Annotated in this window: 13 protein-coding genes; 4 read left to right on the forward strand and 9 right to left on the reverse strand. The window is 71.5% G+C overall.

The annotated features are described in order from the left end of the window. Nucleotides 1–106 precede the first annotated feature (106 nt). Both ACMCNO_RS03440 and acs read right to left on the reverse strand, forming a co-directional pair. Complete coding sequence (locus ACMCNO_RS03440; RefSeq protein ID WP_412747960.1) at nt 107–2482, reverse strand: immune inhibitor A domain-containing protein; 2376 nt, start codon at nt 2480–2482, stop codon at nt 107–109. Nucleotides 2483–2758: 276 nt separating this feature from the next. After that, nucleotides 2759–4744 carry an acetate--CoA ligase gene (gene acs, locus ACMCNO_RS03445; RefSeq protein WP_412747961.1) on the reverse strand — a complete coding sequence of 662 codons (1986 nt, stop codon included), beginning with the start codon at nt 4742–4744 and terminating at the stop codon, nt 2759–2761. Nucleotides 4745–5091: 347 nt separating this feature from the next. Between acs and ACMCNO_RS03450 the strand changes: the two genes are divergently transcribed. After that, entirely contained in the window at nt 5092–5850 is a 759-nt protein-coding gene (locus ACMCNO_RS03450) for an oxidoreductase (protein WP_412747962.1), read from the forward strand. Nucleotides 5851–6205: 355 nt separating this feature from the next. Here the strand turns inward: ACMCNO_RS03450 and ACMCNO_RS03455 are convergent, their stop codons facing one another. The 7 genes from ACMCNO_RS03455 to ACMCNO_RS03485 all read right to left on the reverse strand — a co-directional run bounded on the left by ACMCNO_RS03455 (nt 6206) and on the right by ACMCNO_RS03485 (nt 13949). Continuing rightward, nucleotides 6206–7009: an HAD family hydrolase gene (locus tag ACMCNO_RS03455; protein ID WP_412747963.1), complete on the reverse strand. Its 804-nt coding sequence runs from the start codon at nt 7007–7009 to the stop codon at nt 6206–6208. A gap of 411 nt (nt 7010–7420) precedes the next feature. Beyond that, nucleotides 7421–8185: a hypothetical protein gene (locus tag ACMCNO_RS03460; RefSeq protein WP_412747964.1), complete on the reverse strand. Its 765-nt coding sequence runs from the start codon at nt 8183–8185 to the stop codon at nt 7421–7423. Between the two features lie 245 nt (nt 8186–8430). Next, nucleotides 8431–9978, reverse strand: coding sequence for a DEAD/DEAH box helicase (locus ACMCNO_RS03465; protein ID WP_412747965.1), 1548 nt, complete (start codon nt 9976–9978; stop codon nt 8431–8433). Between the two features lie 212 nt (nt 9979–10190). Beyond that, entirely contained in the window at nt 10191–10736 is a 546-nt protein-coding gene (locus tag ACMCNO_RS03470; protein ID WP_412747966.1) for a hypothetical protein, read from the reverse strand. Beyond that, complete coding sequence (locus ACMCNO_RS03475; RefSeq protein WP_412747967.1) at nt 10733–11242, reverse strand: SigE family RNA polymerase sigma factor; 510 nt, start codon at nt 11240–11242, stop codon at nt 10733–10735. Before ACMCNO_RS03475 ends, ACMCNO_RS03470 begins: the two co-directional genes overlap by 4 nt. Before the next feature lie 110 nt (nt 11243–11352). Continuing rightward, nucleotides 11353–12189: a glycosyltransferase gene (locus ACMCNO_RS03480; protein WP_412747968.1), complete on the reverse strand. Its 837-nt coding sequence runs from the start codon at nt 12187–12189 to the stop codon at nt 11353–11355. A 122-nt stretch (nt 12190–12311) separates the two neighbouring features. After that, nucleotides 12312–13949, reverse strand: a complete 1638-nt coding sequence (locus ACMCNO_RS03485; RefSeq protein WP_412747969.1) for a methyl-accepting chemotaxis protein — start codon at nt 13947–13949, stop codon at nt 12312–12314. 345 nt (nt 13950–14294) lie between these two features. On the opposite strand from ACMCNO_RS03485, the gene ACMCNO_RS03490 reads away from it, so the two are divergent. The 3 genes from ACMCNO_RS03490 (at nt 14295) to ACMCNO_RS03500 (ending at nt 19065) form a co-directional block, all read left to right on the forward strand. Further along, a complete protein-coding gene (locus ACMCNO_RS03490) occupies nt 14295–17345 on the forward strand; it encodes a BTAD domain-containing putative transcriptional regulator (protein WP_412747970.1) in 3051 nt (1016 codons plus the stop codon). A 32-nt stretch (nt 17346–17377) separates the two neighbouring features. Continuing rightward, complete coding sequence (locus ACMCNO_RS03495; RefSeq protein WP_412747971.1) at nt 17378–18265, forward strand: metallophosphoesterase family protein; 888 nt, start codon at nt 17378–17380, stop codon at nt 18263–18265. A gap of 77 nt (nt 18266–18342) precedes the next feature. Next, complete coding sequence (locus ACMCNO_RS03500; protein WP_412747972.1) at nt 18343–19065, forward strand: Clp protease N-terminal domain-containing protein; 723 nt, start codon at nt 18343–18345, stop codon at nt 19063–19065. The last annotated feature ends 39 nt before the right edge of the window (nt 19066–19104 follow it).

Here is a 19104-nt window from a genome sequence, read left to right on the forward strand (position 1 = left end):
GTTGGCAGGCACATCGCGCAAGAACCTGCCATCGGGATGTTTCGCCAAACGGGAAAGAGGGCGGCCCATTCGGGGCCGCCCTCTCGTCCGCTGCTGCGGGACGTACTCAGGAAATCTTGATCTTCATGGTGGTGCCGTTCTGGGACAGCACCTGGATCTTCACGCCCACGGCGGGCAGCGTGACCCCGGTCTGCGGGGTGTTCGCGTCGAAGTACGACTTCCTGTCGTCGAACAGCGGCTGCGCGGCCCGCCCCCGGATCGACGACGACCGGCCGCCGACGTGCAGCGTGAAGGAGTCCGCGACGGTCAGCCCGAACGGCGCGTCGTAGTTCTGGATCCGCGACGACCAGGGAGCGCCGTTGAGGTCGGACATCACCGCCGGGTGCGAGTCGATGATCAGGTTGCGGCCCAGGCCGGGGTGCTCGTTGACGTTGTTGTCCTCCTGGGAGGCGTCGTTGTACGAGATCAGCAGGCCCTGCTGCAACGCGAAGTGCTCCGCGTATCCGGGCTTCGACGGGTAGCCGAAGTGGTACGGGCCGGTCTTCAGGTACTTGTCATACGACACGTAGCTGCGGTTCCCGGCGATGTAGAAGTTGTCGAAGCTCTCCTGGCTCGTGGCACCGACGACCTTGAAACCGGCGGGCGTCCACACCCCGGCGGCCTCGGCGCCGTCCGGGGTGCCCGCGGTGCCGTTCACCACGACGGTCAGGTCGTCCGCGAGGAAGCCACCCTCGGCGACCGCGGCGTCCGTCTTGTAGTGCAGGCGCACGAGCGGCTTCTTCCCCGCGTACGCGTTGAGCGGCACCACGACGTCAGTCCAGTTCTCGCCGGCGCCGGTGATCGCCGGGGTGGTCCCGGAGCCGTCCTTGGCGAACGGTGCGCCGCCCACGGTGCCGTCCAGGGCCGTCCACGTCTTGCCCGCGTCGGTGGACGCCTCCACGTACAGGAAGTCGTAGCCCTGCTCGATGTGGTAGCGACCCTTGAGGCGCAACGCCGCCGAGGTGGCCCCGCTGAGGTCGACCGTCCTGGTCAGTGTGGTGTTGAGCTTCTGGGAATTGCCGGAGAAGTACTGCTTCTGACCCGCGAACGGGCTGCCGTGCGTGCGGGTGACCACCTTGTTGGGCAGCACCACGACCGCGGCCTGCGGCTTGGCGGTGTTGTACTCCTGCGGCCCCAGCTCGATCGTCTTGCTGGTGCCCGCGGTGACCTTCGCGACCTCGAGCCAGCCGAGCTGCAGCTTGTTCCACGCGCCGAGGTCGCCGGGGCGGGTGCCGTTGGCCTCGCCCGCCGCGCTGAGCCGGCTCTGCGCCATCAGCGTCCAGTACTCGTTGTTGTCCTCGGTGTGGTCCTTGCTCGTGTCGTAGTCGTCCGGCAGGCCGAGGTCGTGGCCGTACTCGTGGGCGAAGACGCTCAGGCCGCCGTTCTCCGGCTGCATGGTGTAGTCGCCGATCCAGATGCCGGAGGTGCCGATCTGGGTGCCGCCGAGCAGGTTGCCCGCCGGGCCGGTCACGTTCTCGCTCTGCCACGCGTACCAGCGGTGTGCCCAGATGGCGTCCTCGCCCTGCTGGCGGTCGCCGTCGGACTCGTCGCCACCGGCGTGGACGATCTGGAAGTGGTCGAGATAGCCGTCCGGCTCGTCGAAGTTGCCGTCGTGGTCGTAGTCGTACCGGTCGTACCGGTCGAAGCTCTGCAGGTCCGCCTTGATCTGGGCGTCGGTGCGGCCCGCGGCCTTCTGGCCGGCGTACCACTGGTTGGCGGCGTCACGGACCAGCGCCCACGCGTTGTTCGCGTCGCAGGTGTTCGGGTCCGTGCAGTTGCGGCCGTACCGGGCCTCGTTGTACTGGACCTTGACCCAGTCGGAGACCTCGCCCTCGACGCTGTACCGCCCGGAGGACTGCGCCTCGTAGTACGTCTTCAGCGACTCGACGCCGGTGCCCTCACCGAAGTACAGCTTCCGGTAGTGCTCGCGGTTGTAGTCGGCCTGCCAGACCGTCGAGTTGTCGACCCGGCGGTCGGGCTGGGCGATCCGGTTGTGCAGCGGGCCGTTGAACGTGGCCGGGCCCGGGGTGTTGGGGTCGGTGTCGCGGTCGGGGTAGTCCGGGTGCCGCTGGTTACCGAACTCGGCCAGGATGACGAAGATCTTGTCGGTGCGCTGGCGGCCGAGTTCGACGTACTGGTCGGCGCCGGACGCGGCGACCCGCTGGCTGCCGAACGCGCCGTTGGTCCGGCCGACCTTGGCGACCAGGCTGCCGCCGCGCCGTTCCGTCTTGAGGGTTCCCTTCAGCAGACCGTTCACCGCCTCCTCGCGCAGTTCGCGGCGCTTCTGCTCGAGCGGGTTCGGCAGGTCCTCCATGGCCACCCGATGTCCGGCGCCGACCAGGCTGGGATCCGCGGGCGGCGCCGCCGTGGCCGCGGCGGGGAGCGTGACCCCGACGCTGGTGACCATCGCGGCGCCCAGCAGTCCAATGACCACCTTGCGCACTACGTACCTCCGTTGACCGTGCCGGCGCGCTGAGCAGCCGCGGCGGCGTCATCGGCCCCGGGTTCGGGGTTGACGGAGAACGTATGCAAATAGATCACTCGACGGAAGATCCTGCGGGCGGTTGTGGAGCGAAAAGTTATCCGTTGTTAACACTTCGACGCCGCAAGACTTAGATCATCATCACCGTCTATCGATGAAAAGGGGCGAACCGGCGGCACAAGCGACGGCGCCCGGGGCATCGAGGCCCCGGGCGCCGTCAGACCGCCGTACCGAATTTCAGTCCTCGGACTTGCCCGACTTCATGCCGGACGAGATCAGGTCCATCACCGCGGAGTCCTGCAGTGTCGTGACGTCGCCGAGCGACCGGCGCTCCGCCACGTCCCGCAGCAGCCGCCGCATGATCTTGCCGGACCGGGTCTTCGGCAGCTCGGGCACCAGCATGATCTGCCGCGGCTTGGCGATCGGCCCCAGCGTCTTCGCGACGTGGTTGCGCAGGTCCTGGATCAGCCGCTCACCGGCCTCACCCTCGGTGTCGACGTTGCCGCGCGGGATGGTGAACGCGACGATCGCCTGTCCCGTCGTCGGGTCGGTCGCGCCGACCACCGCGGCCTCCGCCACCGACGGGTGCGACACCAGGGCCGACTCCACTTCCGTGGTCGAGATGTTGTGCCCGGAGACGAGCATGACGTCGTCGACGCGGCCGAGCAGCCACAGCGCCCCGTCGGAGTCGCGCTTCGCCCCGTCACCCGCGAAGTACACCCACTCGTCGCCGTGCCCCGCGCCCGCGCCGAACCGCGACCAGTAGGTGTCGATGAACCGCTGGTCATCGCCCCAGATCGTGCGCAGCATCGACGGCCACGGCTCACGCAGCACCAGGAAACCACCACCACCATTGGGTACGGACGTCGCGGTGTCGTCGACCACGTCGGCCGAGATGCCCGGCAGCGGGGTCATCGCCGAACCGGGCTTGGTCTCGGTCACCCCGGGCAGCGGCGAGATCATGATGCCGCCGGTCTCGGTCTGCCACCACGTGTCCACGATCGGGCAGCGGTCGCGGCCGACGTTCGCCCTGTACCACATCCACGCCTCGGGGTTGATCGGCTCGCCGACGCTGCCGAGCAGCCGCAGCGACGACAGGTCGTACTTGGCGGGGATGTCGTCGCCCCACTTCATCATCGTGCGGATGAGGGTCGGCGCGGTGTACAGGATCGTCGCCCGGTACTTGTCGACGATCTCCCAGAACCGTCCCTTGTGGGGGGTGTCCGGGGTGCCCTCGTACATGATCTGGGTGGCGCCGTTGGAGAGCGGGCCGTAGACGATGTACGAGTGCCCGGTGACCCAGCCGACGTCGGCCGTGCACCAGAAGACGTCCGTCTCGGGCTTGTGGTCGAAGACCGCGTGGAACGTGTACGAGACCTGGGTCAGATACCCGCCCGTGGTGTGCAGGATGCCCTTCGGCTTACCCGTGGTGCCCGAGGTGTAGAGGATGTACAGCGGGTGCTCGGCGTCGAACGCCTCCGGCTTGTGCTGCGTGCCGGCCCGCTCGACGGTCTCGTGCCACCACAGGTCCTTCTCGCCCCACGCCACCTCCTGGCCGGTGCGGCGGACCACCAGCACGTGCTCGACGCCGGGGCACCGGGCCACGGCCTCGTCCACGGTCGGCTTCAGAGCGGACGGCTTGCCGCGCCGGTACCCGCCGTCGGCGGTGATGACGACCTTCGCATCCGCGTCGGTGATCCGGGTGGACAGTGCGTCCACCGAGAACCCGCCGAAGACCACACTGTGCATCGCGCCGATCCGGGCGCAGGCCAGCATCGCGACCGCCGCCTCCGGGACCATCGGCAGGTAGATCGCCACCCGGTCGCCGGCCGTGACGCCCAGCTCGGTGAGGGTGTTCGCCGCCTGGCTGACGCTGGTGAGCAGGTCCGCGTACGTGATGGTGCGGGTGTCGCCGGGCTCGCCCTCCCAGTGGATGGCCACCTTGTCGCCGTGCCCCGCCTCGACGTGCCGGTCCACGCAGTTGTACGCGACGTTCAGCTTGCCGCCGGTGAACCATTTCGCGAACGGGGGAGTGGACCAGTCGAGGACCTGCGTCCAGGGCTCGGCCCAGGACAGGCGCTGCGCCTGCTGCGCCCAGAAGCCGAGCCGGTCGGCCGCGGACTGGTCGTACGCGTCCGCGGTCACGTTGGCGGCTGCGGCGAGCGGTGCGGGCGGCGGGAACTTCCGCGTCTCGGAGGACAGGTTCTCCAACGTCTCGCTCATTGCGGGCGGCTCCTCTGCCGTGCGGGGGGTGGCCTAGGTCTCTTCTGGCAAAACACTAGTTCCGGCGCGGGTGCCCGGCGACCGTTGCGGGCCGTGGCGCGCGGAGCGGTGCCGTGCGCGCGCCGACCGGACAGCTCGTGCGCGGTCCTGCGCGAATCTTGTCACTTGCGAGCCCCTTCGCGCATCCCCTGTTGCGAACGTGTTTTCCCTGCCGACCGTCAACCACCGTTCGCGGGCGCGGTCCTGCGGCGGCGGCGTCATCGGCACTCTGCCGGGCGAGCGGGCGAAGCACGGGCCATCGGCTGACCGGGGTGGGGCCCGGAGGCCGCCGCGGCTACCGTTTACCCGTGCCTGCCACGGACCCGCTCGCTCCCCTGCTCGAGCTCGCCGACATCGCGCCCGCGCTCACCGCCGCCCGCGAACGCGTCGACCAGGCCCTGCGGCATCGCGCCCTGCGCCGCCAGGGCGGCCCGGTCGCCGCCGAGATCAGCCTGCGCGCGGCCGTCGCCAGCGCCGCCCTCGAAGGCAACAGGTACGACGTGGAGGCGGTGCGCGCCGGCACGGTCACCGACCCGGTGGTGCAGGGGGCGCTGCGTGTGGCCGAGGCCCTCCCCGGCCTGGTCGACCTGTGGCCGCGCGCCCCCCGCCAGGTGCTCGCCAAGATGCACGTGCTGGCCGCGCGGGGCGCGGTCCCGGATAACGAGCTGGGGCGGCTCGTCGAGACGCCCGGGCTCGCCGAGCGGCTGGACGGCCTGGCCGGGCTCGTCGCGGGCAACGACCAGACCTCGCCACTGCTGCTGGCCGCGGTGGTGCACGCCGAACTGCTCACCCTGCGCCCGTTCGCCGGACCGGCCGGGGTGGTGGCCCGCGCCGCGGCCCGGCTCACCCTGATCGGCCGGGGCCTGGACGCCCGCGGTCTGATCGCGGTGGAGTCCGGGCACCTCGAGCGGGAGCCGGAGTACGTGGGCGCGTCGGGCGCCTACGCCACCGGCACGCCGGACGGGGTGCGGTCCTGGCTTCGGCACTACGCGGCCGCCGTCGAGTCCGGAGCGGACGACATGGTCGCCGTCGCCGACGCGGTGCTGGCGGCCCCGTCGCCCCGGTAACCACCCTGCCGTCCCGCACCAGGCTCTGGGGAGTGCTGGTCAGCTCCCGACCCGGCCTGTCCAAGGTCGCCCGAGGGGGAACTGTGGCCCGGACGCAAGGACGGCGCCTCGAAAAGAGAGGCGCCGCCGCTGCACCGGCTACCGGGTTATCAAGCGTGCACCTGGGTCGTTGTCGGCGGTCCGATGAGGTGCCGCCGCAACGTGCCTGCCGTGGCTGATCGCGCGTGGGTTCCCGGTGGCGGTGCACGGGATCGGTCTCAATCCCGCTTCTTCTTTCTACGCCGGTGCCCGCTAGATCGCCATGGGTTCAGCTGCGCAAATTGCTCTTACCACAATCAGTCAGACGTTAGGCAGGTCAGGCTGCCGCGGCGGCCCGGGTGCGGCGGTGCCGCCCGTACAGGGCCAGGCCGATCGCCACGCCGACCCCCACGCCGAGCGCTGCGGCGGCCACCGGCACCGCGGGACGCTCCCGCAGCCGCCGACCCAGCGGGATGGGATGCCGGAACTCCAGGATCGGCCAGGCGCGCTCCATCGCGACCCGGCGCAACGCCCGGTCTGGATTCACCGCTGTCGGATGACCGACCGCCTCCAGCAGCGGCAGATCGCTGTGCGAGTCCGAGTACGCGTGGCACTGCGTCAGGTCGTACCCGCGGGCGGCGGCCAGCTTCCGGATCTCCTGGACCTTGCTCGGTCCCGCCGCGTAGAACTCCACCTCGCCGCTGTAGCGGCCGTCCACGATGCCCATCCGGGTGGCGATCACGTCAGTGACCCCGAGCAGTTCCCCGATCGGCCGGACCATCTCGTCGCCGGACGCCGACACGAGCACCACATCGCGGCCGGCCGCCTGATGCTCGCCGATCAGCCTGGCCGCCTCGGCGTACACGTACGGGTTGATCAGTTCGTTGAGGGTCTCGGCGACGATCTGCCGGACCTGCTCCACGGACCAGCCCTTGCACAGGGCGGCCAGGTAGTCGCGGACCCGGGCCATGGTCTGCTCGTCGGCGCCGCCCAGGCGGAACATGAGCTGCGCGTATGCCGACTTGACCACGTCACGCCGGGTGATCAGCCCATCGCGATAGAACGGCCGTCCGAAGGCCAGTGCACTGGACTTGGCGATGACGGTCTTGTCGAGGTCGAAAAACGCGGCGCTGCGGCCCACGGGCCGAAAGTGTAGCCGCATTGGACCGCTCGTCGAGTGGCCCGACTCGCCGGTGGCCGTTTCGGCTCGGCGGCCCACGGCCCTGGTGGGGAGGGCAACGCGCCAGTAACGTCGCACTGCGTCACATTCGGTACTCGACGGGGGCCTTCGACTGAGGCATGCTTGTGGTGCGACTGGGATTCACGTTTCGCGTGTGATCCTTCATCCCGCTTCCAGACCCTCGGTGGTGGCGCCCCCCGCGATCACCGAGCGGATTCGGCTCGACCCCCCCGGAGCCGAATCTTTGACGACCCCCGTCGCCCCCGGCGGGGGTCGTCATCCCACCGGATACCCCCGGTCACGACGCCCTACACCTGCCGATGGCCCGGTCCAGGACGACGCCCGGACCAGGCCACCACACGGGTCAGTGGGTCACTTGACCTTGTTGAGCAGGATCTTGCCGATCTTGTTGTCGCAGCCGCCGCCACGGTTGGTGCTCTTGACGCGCAGCACGTACGCGCCCTTGGCGGTCAGGCCGGAGACCGTGTAGTTGATCTTCTGCGTGGTGGACCCGGCGTAGGCCAAATCCTCCTGGACGACCCTGTTGTCCGACATGCGGACCAGCTGCAGTTCGAACATGACGCCGTCCATGTGCGTGGCGTCAATCGGCACCATGTTGCCGAACTTGTCGCTGGCGTAGCCGAGCCACGACGGGGCGGTCCAGGTGAAGGTGGCCGTGGTCGGGTCCGTGCCGCGCTTGGCGGATGCCGCGCGGATGCCACCCGGCAGCTGGGACGGCCACAGCGAGGGACGGCTCGCGGTGCCCTGGCCGAGGCTGTTCAGCGACTTGACCGAGGCCATGTAGTTCGTGCACTTGTCGAGCTGGACGGTGATCGCGTCGCTCGTGCTGCCGGCCTTCGCCGTGACGTTGAAGACCCGCTTGGTGGCGCCGTTCGCGACGGTGACCTCGTAGCGGTCGGCGTTGGCCACGTACCTGAAGCCGAGGTATCCGTTGGTGTTGTTGTACTGGCCGGTCCTGTAGTTGTACAACTGCCGGTCGAGCGAGATGTAGGACACGCCCTTCGGGACCGGGGGCGCCGTGGCGGCGGAAGCCGCGACCGGCGCGCAGAAGCTGGCGGCGAGAGCGGCAAGGGTCGTCCCCACGACGGTGACGATGCCGGGCAGCTTGGTCTTCAAGGGTGGTCCTTCCGTGGTGGCGTGCTTACCTCGACCAGCCTGCCCGCAAAACGTCAGGCAGCCCTCAAGGCGAACTCTCGTTTCGCCGTGCGGACGGCGCCGGAGGCCTCGGAACCCGCCCTCCACACCCGCCGAGTCAGGACACGGGCCATACGGAGTGAGCCTCCGGCTCGAGTGCCGGAGGCTCACGTCAGGACGAGTCGTCCCGTAGCTTTCGCGCTTGTCCGCGCAGACCTTGAACGCTGTCAGCGACCGCCGCGGCGCGCGCCGACCCGGGTCCGCGACGAGAAGGCCGAGGCGCTCGAAGGGCGCGCGGCCGATGCCGCCGTCGTGGACGCGTCGCTCCGCTCGGCTCCCGACCGGGGCGCCGGGGCCGCCGCGCCGGACCTGCCCGAGCGGGGCTGACCGGTCCGGGCCTGGGCGGTCCGGGCCTGACCGGTCCGTGTCTGGGTCGTGTGGGGCTGAGCCGTGCGGGGCTGAGCCGTGCGGGACTGAGCCGTGCGGGGCTGGGCCGGACGCCGGGTGGCGTTGCGCGCCGGACGGGCGCGCCTGGGCGCTTCCGCGGCCGGTTCGGCCACCGGCGGCGCGACGAACGTGCGCTCGCCGGGGGCGAGTTCGGTCAGCTTCGGGCTCCCGGGCCCCACCCGCGTGGTCGCGGCCACGATGCCCGCCTTGCGGATCAGGTCGCGTACCTCGGGGACCTGGCTGTCGGTCATCAGCGTGATGACCGTGCCCTCGGCACCCGCCCGGGCGGTGCGGCCGGAGCGATGCAGGTACGCCTTGTGCTCGACCGGCGGGTCGGCGTGGATCACGAGGCTGACGTCGTCGACGTGGATGCCGCGGGCGGCGATGTCCGTCGCCACCAGCGTGTTCGCGGAGCCGTCCGAGAACGCCGTCAGGTTGCGGTTGCGGGCGTTCTGGGCGAGATTGCCGTGCAGCTCGACGGCCGGGACTCCGGCGGCGGCGAGGCGCTTGGTGAGCGTCTTGGCGCCCCGCTTGGTGCGGGTGAAGACCACCGTGCGGCCCGGCGCGGCGGCGAGGTCGACCAGCACCCCGAAGCGCTCGTCGTCGCGGACGTGCAGCACGTGATGCGACATCGCCGAGACCGGCGACAGCGCCGAGTCGACGCTGTGGGTCACCGGCTTGGTGAGGAACTGGCGGACCAGGACGTCGACCCCGGCATCGAGGGTGGCCGAGAACAGCAGCCGCTGCCCGGAGCGCGGAGTCTGCTCGAGCAGACGCCGGACGACCGGGAGGAAGCCGAGGTCGGCCATGTGGTCGGCCTCGTCGAGCACGGTGACCTCGACGGCGTCCAGGTGCGCGTGTCCCGCCCGTACGTGGTCGGCGAGGCGCCCGGGGCACGCCACGAGGACGTCCACGCCCTTGCGCAGCCCGGCGATCTGCGGGTTGGCGCCGACCCCGCCGAAGACGGTCAGGGTACGCAGGGACAGCGCCTCGGCCAGCGGCGCGATCGACACGCTGATCTGGGTGGCGAGTTCGCGGGTGGGCGCGAGGATCAGGGCACGCGGGCGCCCGGGCCGACGCGGCGACCCGCTGGCGGCCAGCCGGGCCAGCAGGGGCAGCACGAACGCGTAGGTCTTGCCTGAGCCGGTGCGGCCCCGGCCGAGCACGTCCCGGCCGTTGAGCGCGTCGGGCAGCGTCGCGGCCTGGATCGGGAAGGGCTTGGTCACGCCCGTGGCGGCCAGCGCCTTGATGAGTGCGGCGGGCAGGCCGAGGTCGGCGAATGTGACGTCAGAAGACGAAGGTGTGTTGTGCGGGCGGCGGGCCGCCATGAAATCTCCGAACCTGGAAGGGTCGTCCTGCGCGACACAGACCAGTCGGGTCCCGGCGCATGATGGTCGACATCGAAAGGCGGCTCGAGGCAGACGCACTGCGAGCCGCTACACGAAGTGTACCCGAGGCCGCGAGGTGCCCTTGTGCGCAGGCGGGTCCGGGCCCGGGCCTGACCTCTGGGTGGCCAGACCCGGGACGGGTCGCCGCCGGGTTACCCGACCGAGGTAGGGCCGGGCGGGGTCGGGCCGGGCGGGGTGGTCGGGGTGGTCGGGTAGTGCGTCGGGAACGTGGACGGGCCGGGCGCGGGCCGGCTGGTCTGCGGGGTCGTCGGCGCCGGCGTCGGGTATTCGCTCTGTGGCATCGACGGAGTCGTCGGTGCAGGGGCCGGTCCGGTGGTGTCCGGCGGCGGCGCCGGAGTCGACGGCACCGGTGCCGGCCCGGATGGCGTTGGCGCCGGGTCGGACGGCAGCGGCGTGGGCGCGGACGGCTGCGGCGTGGAGGGCAGCGGCGCCGGGCCGGTGCTCTGCGGTGCCTCCGGCGCGGCCGGTGGCTTGCGCGGGGCGCCGCCGTCGGCGAACGCCAGCGGCGCGCCGATGACCATGGCGCCCACCGCCCCCGCTGCCGCCAGACCCAGGACCACGCGGCGGCGGGTCCGCAAACGTTGCTCCGCTCGGGCGAGCTGTCCAGTCACAGTCGGTGCCTCCTCGGCTAGTTGGGACAGAGCGGAGCGGATGAGGTCCTCAAACGCGGTGCTCATCGCAGCACCTCCAGGCGATCGATGTCCGGCAGCAGTTTCCGCAACCGGGCGATCGCCCGGTGGGTCCGGCTCCGTACGGTTCCGACCGAGCACCCCAGCACCTCGGCCACCTGCGTCTCGGTGAGGTCCTCGTAATAGCGGAGGACCACCACGGTGCGTTGGGTGGGCGGTAGCCGCCGCAACGCCGTACGCATGGCAAGCCGGATGTCGGTGTCGGTACTCGAATCGGGATCAGCCACCTCATTGACGGGGTTGAGAAGGATCTCCCGATATCGGCGCAGACGCCGCCACCAGCTCAGCTGCTCGCGGTGCATGACCGTACGGATGTATCCCTCGGGGTCGGCGTTGCGCAGGCTGGGCCATTTCGCGATGGTCCTGGCCAGCGCCGACTGCAGGAGGTCCTCCGCGGCGTGCCGGTCCCCCGTGAGCAGGTAGGCCACCCGCATCAGCGCCGGAGTACGGCTCTCCACGAACTCGGTCAGCTGCGTCCGCTCGTTTTCGTCCACTCACCCGCCCCAGTTCCTTGACCGCAGATACAGACGCCTCAGGCGGGCGGATCTATCCCTCAGCGCAGCAGATTTTCAGCCGCGTGTGGAAAGCCTGGCTGCACGGCCGGTCACCGTACGCCGGCGTCTCCGGCCTTGCGCAACAGATCGGCCAGGACCTGGCACAGCTTGTCGTAGCAGGCCGTCACCATCAACCCCGTCAGCGCATCCGTGGCCTGACGCCACTCCGGTGTCGCCGGGAACAGTGCGCGCAGCAGCTGGAACGTCTCGACGGCCTGCGGCCGCTGGTCCGCCGCCAGGCAGTCACGGCCGAAGCCGAGCAGCGTACGGGCGACCTGCTCGCGGTCGGCGGCCGGTCCCTGGGCGGCGAATTCGTCGAGGCTGCGCTGGGCCAGGAGGAGGTTGCGTTCGGCCCGGCGGATCCGGTCCGCGTACGTGGCGTGGCCGATGTGGAGCAGCCGCAGGGCGGACGCGGGTACGGCCGCCTGGTTCGGGGCCGTCCCGTCGGGGTGGACCAGCCGCTCGTAGACCCGGCCGGTCCAGAGCACCGTGTCGGGCCGGTACAGCCGGGGCTCGAGCCGGTAGTGGGCGCTCGCCTGCTGAGCGTTCTCTTCCTCCGTTAGCAGGGCCTCCGCGGTGGTGGCCGCCAGCAGCGTCCGCAGCTCGCCGGCGTCGCCCATGACACGGTGGTCGGCGTCGAGGGCGAGGATCCAGGTGGCCGGGCAGCCGCGCCGCGCCTCGTTGCGCGCGGCGGCGAAGTCGTCGCCCCACCCGCCTCGAGTGACCGTGGCGCCGTACTCGACGGCCAGCTCCGGGGTGCCGTCGGCGGAGCCCGTGTCGTGCACGTGGACCTCGTCGACCACCCCGGCCAGTGACTCCAGGCACGCGGGGAGCATCGCGGCCTCGTCCTTGACGATCACTACGGCGGCAAGCAGTGCCGTGGCCATAACTATCCGTTCGGCACGCGGCGCCGTGCCCTGAGCCCGAACCGCGGCCGGGGTCCGGACGTGGGAGACGGACGAGGGGGCCGGCGCCGTTCGGGCGCCGACCCCCTCGGGTGAACCTGCGATCAGATGGTGAAGCGGGAGACCAGTTCCTTGAGGTCGTTCGACATCTGGGCGACCTGCTCGGCCGCCGCGTGGGTCTGGATGACACCCGAGCCGGCCACCTGGCTGGCACTGGCGACCGCCGACACGTTGCTGGCGATGCCCGCGGAGGCCCCCGCGGCGTCGCTGACGCTGCGGTTGATCTCCTGGCTGGTGGCGGTCTGCTCCTCCACGGCCGACGCGATCGTGGTCTGGTAGTCGCTGATCTGACCGATGATGGTGGTGATGCTGGCGATCGCCTCGATCGCCTTGTTGGTGTCCTGCTGGATGGCTTCGACCCGGCTCGCGATGTCCTCCGTGGACCGGGCGGTCTCCTGCGCCAGCTCCTTGACCTCCGTGGCCACCACGGCGAAGCCCTTGCCCGACTCCCCGGCGCGGGCGGCCTCGATGGTGGCGTTGAGGGCCAGCAGGTTGGTCTGCTCGGCGATCGCGGTGATGGCCTTGACGACGTCGCTGATCTTCGTCGACGATTCGCCGAGCTGGGCGACCACTGCGGTGGTCGACTCGGCGACCGTGACGGCCTGGTTGGCCACCTCCGCGGCCTGCCCGGCGTTGAGGGAGATCTCCCGGATGGAGGCGCCCATCTCTTCACTCGCCGTGGCCAGCGCGGACACGTTGTCCGAGACGTTGCCCGCGGCCATGGCCACCGCCTCGGCCTCGCTGCCGACCTGGTCCACGCCGCCGGCGATGGTGGAGGAGACCTCGGTCAGGTGGCGGGCGGACGCGGCCAGCTCGGCGGCCGAGCCGTCCAGCTCGCGCAACGTCGTACGCATGCTGTTGGTCGCGTGGTTGAGCGCGTGGCCCATGCGGCCGATCTCGTCACCGGAGGTGACCTGGACCTGCTGGGTCAGGTCGCCCGCGCTGACCCGGTTCAGGACGGCCGCCATCCGCTTGATGGACCGGACACTCTGGTGGATCACCGCCCAGGCCGCCCCGAACGCCAGCAGGAGGCCGGCGGCGAGGATGCCGATCACGAACAGCCGGTTCGTCTGGTACGACGCCTCGGCCGCCTTGGCCTGCTTGGCGGCCAGCGCGCTCTCCTCGTTGATGAGGGCGGTGATGACCACGCCGGTCTGGGTCAGGCCGGGCCACAGCTCGGCGAAGCGGCTCAGGTAGACCTGGGTCTGCCCGGCCTCGGCTGCGGGCAGCAGCGTTGCGTCCCGCTCGGCGCGGAACGAGACCAGCTTGTCCTTGACCTGGGCGACGCGCGAGTCCTTGCCGAGCATCCCCAGCTGCTGGTACGTCGCGAACGCCTTGTCCTGGACCGCGTCCTCCGCGCGGATCTGCTGGATCTTCGCGGCCTTGGCCTGCGGGTCCTTCGCCGACGGCAGCGTCGTGAGGTTCAGGAAGCTGCGAAGCGCCGAGGCCCGCAGCGACTCCAGCGCGTTCGAGGGGATCAGCGCGTGCTGGTACGTGTCCCGGGCGGCCGCGTTCGCGTGCTGCTGGGCAACCAGGCCACTCCAGGCGGTGCCCAGCGCGGTCGCGGCCAGCAGCGTCAGCGCGATGAAGAACTTGGCCGCCAGCGGCAGGTCGCCCAATCGGCCGAGCGCACGGCGCTGGCCCTCGGGGGGCCGCGCGGAATTGTCGAGCCGGTGCCGCATAGCTGTCGCCTTTCTGGCAGGTCATCCCCGTGATGACGCCTGGCAGTGCCAGGCGTGCGGGGCCCCTTATCGGCGTGGTGATCTCCCGGTTGAGCCATTCTTGATCTGGAGGCGATAGGTCTGACCTTGCCTGGGCGGTCCGCGCGCCCGATGGATAATGCATTCTGCGACGATCTGATGTCGATGCTGTCGCCTGCCCGGCTCAATGAGATCTCGCGCCGTTTCCCATGGGATTCTCGGATCATCGGTATTCATGGATGTGGCCGATGCCCGGCAGGATAAGGCCCCGTCACGACCCCGGTCGCCGACGGCGGCGCGGGCTCGACCAGAAGGGATCGGCGGCAGGTGGATCACCGCACACGGGGACATCTGGGGCTCGCGCGGGTACGGCTGTTCGACCAGCTCGACGCGGCGACCGCGGCAGGACCCGTTCTGGTGCTCGCACCGGCCGGCTTCGGCAAGACCACCCTGCTGGCGCAGTACGCCCGCCGCCATCCCGGGCCCGCAGCCGCCTACCAGGCGGACGCCATGGAGGTGGCCCACGGCGACACCGCGGCGCGGCTCGTCGAGGCAGTCCTCGCCGCCCGCCGCACCCGCCTCGAGCCCGGCACCGCCCCGGCCGGGCCCACACCGGACCTGCCCCCCGCCGAGGCCGCGCGTACCTGGAGCGACGCCCGCCGCCTGGTCGCCGAAGCCCGCGACGAGTCCACCGCGGTGCTGGAGGCGATGGCGGACGCCGCGCTGGACCCGGGCGGACTGCTGCTCACGCTCGAGAACCTCCACCATCTCATCGGTACGCCCGGCGAGCAGGTCGTCGCCCAGGTGCTGGCGCGCCGCCCGCGCGACGTACAGATCGTGCTGGCCGCCCGGCGGCCACCCGGCCTGCCGCTGCTGCGCCACGAGCTGGCCGGTGACGGCAGCCTGGTCGGCCTGGACGACCTGCGGTTCCGGCGCTGGGAGGTGGAGCGGCTGCTCGACGAGGGGTACGGCGAGCCGCTGCCCCCGGAGGAGACCGCGCTGCTGGCCCGCCGCACCGGCGGATGGCCCGCCGGGCTCGCGCTGTTCCACCGCGCCACCCGCGGGCGCCCCATGGCCGACCGGTGCCGGGCCGCCGCTGCCCCGTTGGAGCGCTGGCCCGCGTTCCGCCAGTTCTTCGACGAGTCCGTGCTGGCCGGGCTGCCCCCGGACATTCTCGACCTGCTCGTGCGCACCTGCGTACTGGACGTGCTGACCCCCGACCGGTGCGCCCGGCTCACCGGCGCGCCGGTCGCCGCCGCGACGCTGGAGGGCCTCATCGGCACGTACGCGCTGCCGATGACCGCGCACGGCGACAGCTACCGGTACGAGCCACCGTTCCGGGCGCACCTGGCCCAGATCCTGGGTGAGCAGCTCGGGCCGGTGGGCCTGCGCGAATGGCACCGGCGCAGCGCGGAGGTCCTGCTGGACGAGGAGGCACCCGCCGAGGCGGCCCGCTCCCTGGCCCGCGCGGGCGACTGGTCCGCCCTGCGACTGCTGCTGGCCGAGCACGGACCGGTCGTGGTCCGCCCGCCCGCCGCCGACCTGCTCGAGCTCGTCCCCGCCGCGCAGCGCGACGACGAGCCGTGGCTGGTCTACGCGGAGGCGGAGCACCACCTCAACAACGCGCAGCTGCCCCAGGCCCGCGACCGATTCCGGGCCGCCGAGGCGATGTTCGCGTCCCGCGCCGACGTGAGCGGCGAGGTCGGCGTGTATGCCGCCCGGTCCCAGCTGGCCGAGGTCGAGTCGCTGCTGACCGAGTCACTGCCCCCCAGGGGTCTGCACTGGACGGCCTGGCTGCGGGTGGCCGTCGGCCCGAACGCGGTCCAGAACACCCGCCGGGTGACCGAACTGACCCCCGCCGAGGCGGAACTGATCCGGCTGGTCGGCGCGGTCTACGGCGGCGGAGTGCCGGACGAGATCACCCGCGAGACGCACACCGTCGGCATCGACGCCCGCGACTCGGCGGTCGCCCTGCTCGGGCTGCGGCTCGTGCGTACCTGCCTGGCCGTGGCGCGCGGCAAGGCGTCCCCGGCCGCCCTGGAACGGATCGCCGACGAGGCCGAGATGCTGGGCCTGGGCTGGGTCGCCCGGCTGGCGCTGGGGGCCCGGGCGCTCGGGCGCAGCCCGTACACGTCGGTGGACGCGTACGCGGTCGCGGCCGCCTGCCGGCGGGCCGGTGACCGATGGGGACACCTGCTGGTCACGTCCGTCGGGGTGATCTGCGAGGTCCGCGACGGACGGCTCGACGAGGAACGGCTGGGCGCCCTGTCCGTCGAGGCCACCGAGATGGGCGCCGAATCCATCGCCGCCTGGGCGGACGCCTTCTGCGCGCTGGCCCGGGCCCGTCGCGGTGCCCCCGAGGCGGCCCGCGAGGGACAGGCCGCCATCGACCGGGCCGAAGCCGCCCGGGTGCCCGGCGCCGCCGTCGCGGGCATGCTGGCGGTCGCGGTGGCCGATCCCATGCGCCGGGCGGTGCTGCTGCGGGCCGCCGCGGACCGGGCGGCCGAGGCGGAGCTGCCCCGCACGACGCTCAAGTTCTGGGTCGCCACGTACGCGGCGGCCGCCACCACCACCCCCGCCGCCGCGGTGCAGATCCGCTGCTTCGGCGGCTTCACGATGGCGGTCAGCGGCCGCCCCGTCGACCTGGCGCGGGTCCGCCCGCGCGCCCGCAGCGCGCTGCGGCTGCTGGCCATGCACGCGGGCCGGTTCGTGCACCGCGAGGTGCTCATCGAGGCGCTCTGGTCCGACCTGCCCCCGGCCGCCGCGACCCGCAACCTGCAGGTGACCATCTCGGCGCTGCGCGGACTGCTCGAACCCGACAGCGGGCGGGGAAAGGCGCAGATGCTGGTGCGCTCCGGCGACGCGTACGGCATCGTGCTGCCGACCGGCAGCTACGCCGACACCGCGGCGTTCACCAAGGCGGTGCAGCGTTGGCAGCAGCAGCGCCGCTCCGGCAGTTTCGCGTCCGAAGTGGACGCGATGCGCGCCGCGCTGGCCGCGTACGGTGGGGATCTGCTGCCCGAGGAGGGGCCCGCCGAATGGGCGGTCGAGGCGCGCGACCAGTACCGGCACCTGGCGACCCGGGTGGCGCGGGAACTGGCCACGGCCGAGCTGACCCAGGGCAACGTGGCCGACGCGATCCGCGCCGCCGAGCAGTGCATCGCGCTGGACCCGCACGACGACGAGGCGTGGCAGGTGCTGCTGCGCGCGTACGCCCGCAGCGCCACCCCGGCCAAGGCGCTGGAGGCGCGGCGCCGGTACGCGGACATGCTGGCCCGCCTCGGGGTGCCGGAGCCGACCCAGCAGCAGCTGCACAGCGGGACCGCCGCCATGGCACCGCCGCCACCGCCGCGCCGCCGCGCACCCCGCGACACCTGACGACCCGAAACGATCGTCGGTAGGTTTGCGGGATGCGGATCCTGCACCTGTCGGATACTCACCTGACTCAAGCGCCGGGTTCCGACGGTGACGGCGTCGACCCCCGTGAGTCGTTGCGTCGCATGCTGCACGACTGCCGTGCGGTCCCCGGTCTGGACGTGGTCGTGGTGACCGGGGACATCGCCGACGACGGCTCTGCCGAGGCGTACACCGAGGCGTGGGAACTCGTCGGCGCGTTCGCCCGCCGGCGCCGCATCCCAGCGATCTTCAGCACCGGCAATCACGACGACCGGGCGGCATTCACCGCGGTGCTCGGCAGCGGCCATTTCGACGCCGATGGGCGAGACCGGCCGCAGGCCCGGTTCGACGGCGCTGACGGTGAACGTGCGGCGGTGACCATGGTCGGGGGATACCGGATGGTCACGCTCGACTCGCTCGTGCCGGGTGCCGGGTACGGGCACATCAGTACGGCGCAACTGGTGTGGCTGCGTACCGTTCTCGCCGATCCGGCACCCCACGGAACCGTCCTGGCCTTTCACCACCCTCCCGTCGCGGTCCCGGGGGTGGAGTTTCACAGTGTCCTCGGGCTCCGAAACGGCCAGGATCTGGCAGATCAGATCACGGGCACCGACGTACGGATGATGCTCTGCGGACACTTTCACCTTCAGCTGTTCGGCATGTTCGCGGCCGTGCCCGTCTGGGTCACGCCGGGCGTGGTCACCCGCATCGATCTCACCGCCGCCCCCGGGGCCATGCGGGCGGTCAAGGGCGCATCCGCGTCGCTGATCGAACTGGGCGGCCCGCATTCGCCGGTGCTTCACACGCTGCATGCGCGTGACCCACTCGCCGGTCACACCGCATTTGAGGCCGACGCCGAGGAAATGGCCGCCGTCATCGCCGAACTCGGGCCGGCGGCGTAGGTCCCACACCGCGACCGTCAGAACGGAGCCGTCAACCTTGGGTTGACTTCAGGCGAGCGTCAACCTATGGTTGACGCATGACGCCAACAGAACCCATCACCAGCTCGATCCGGCTCGACGATCTGATCGAAGCCATCAAGAAGAATCACCCGGACGCCCTCGACCAGCTCAGCGACGCGGTGCTGGCCGCCGACCACCTCGGTGACGTCGCGGACCACCTGATCGGGCACTTCGTCGACCAGGCGCGCCGCTCCGGCGCTTCCTGGACGGAGATCGGCCGCAGCATGGGCGTCAGCAAACAAGCGGCCCAGAAGCGGTTCGTTCCCAAGGGGGAGGCGCCGGACCTCGACGCCAGCCAGGGGTTCAGCCGCTTCACCGACCGGGCCAGAAAGGTCGTCGTGACGGCGCAGGAAGAAGCCCGCGCCCGGGGCAGCAACCAGATCAGCGTCGCCCATCTGGTGCTCGGCCTGGTGGCGGACCCGGCCGCGCTCGGGGCCCGGGCGATCGTCGCGCAAGGAGTGTCACTCGACGCCGTCCGGGAGACCGCCGTCGCGACGCTGCCGCCGGCAGCCGAGTCCGTGCCCGCGCTCATCCCGTTCGACGCGCACGCCAAGAAGGGCCTGGAGCTGACGTTCCGAGAAGCGCTGCGGATGAACCACAACTACGTGGGCACCGAACACATCCTGCTCGCGCTGCTCGAACTCGAAGACGGCACGGGCGTCCTCGCCGGCCTCGGCGTCGACAAGTCCACCGCCGAAGCGTCCATCGCTGCCGCCCTGGCCGCGTCGCCGGAATCTTGAGCTTGCCGTCCAACCTCCGGCACCAGCTGAGCACCGGCT

It is taken from the genome of Krasilnikovia sp. M28-CT-15 (assembly GCF_047159595.1).
Lineage (GTDB): Bacteria > Actinomycetota > Actinomycetes > Mycobacteriales > Micromonosporaceae > Actinoplanes.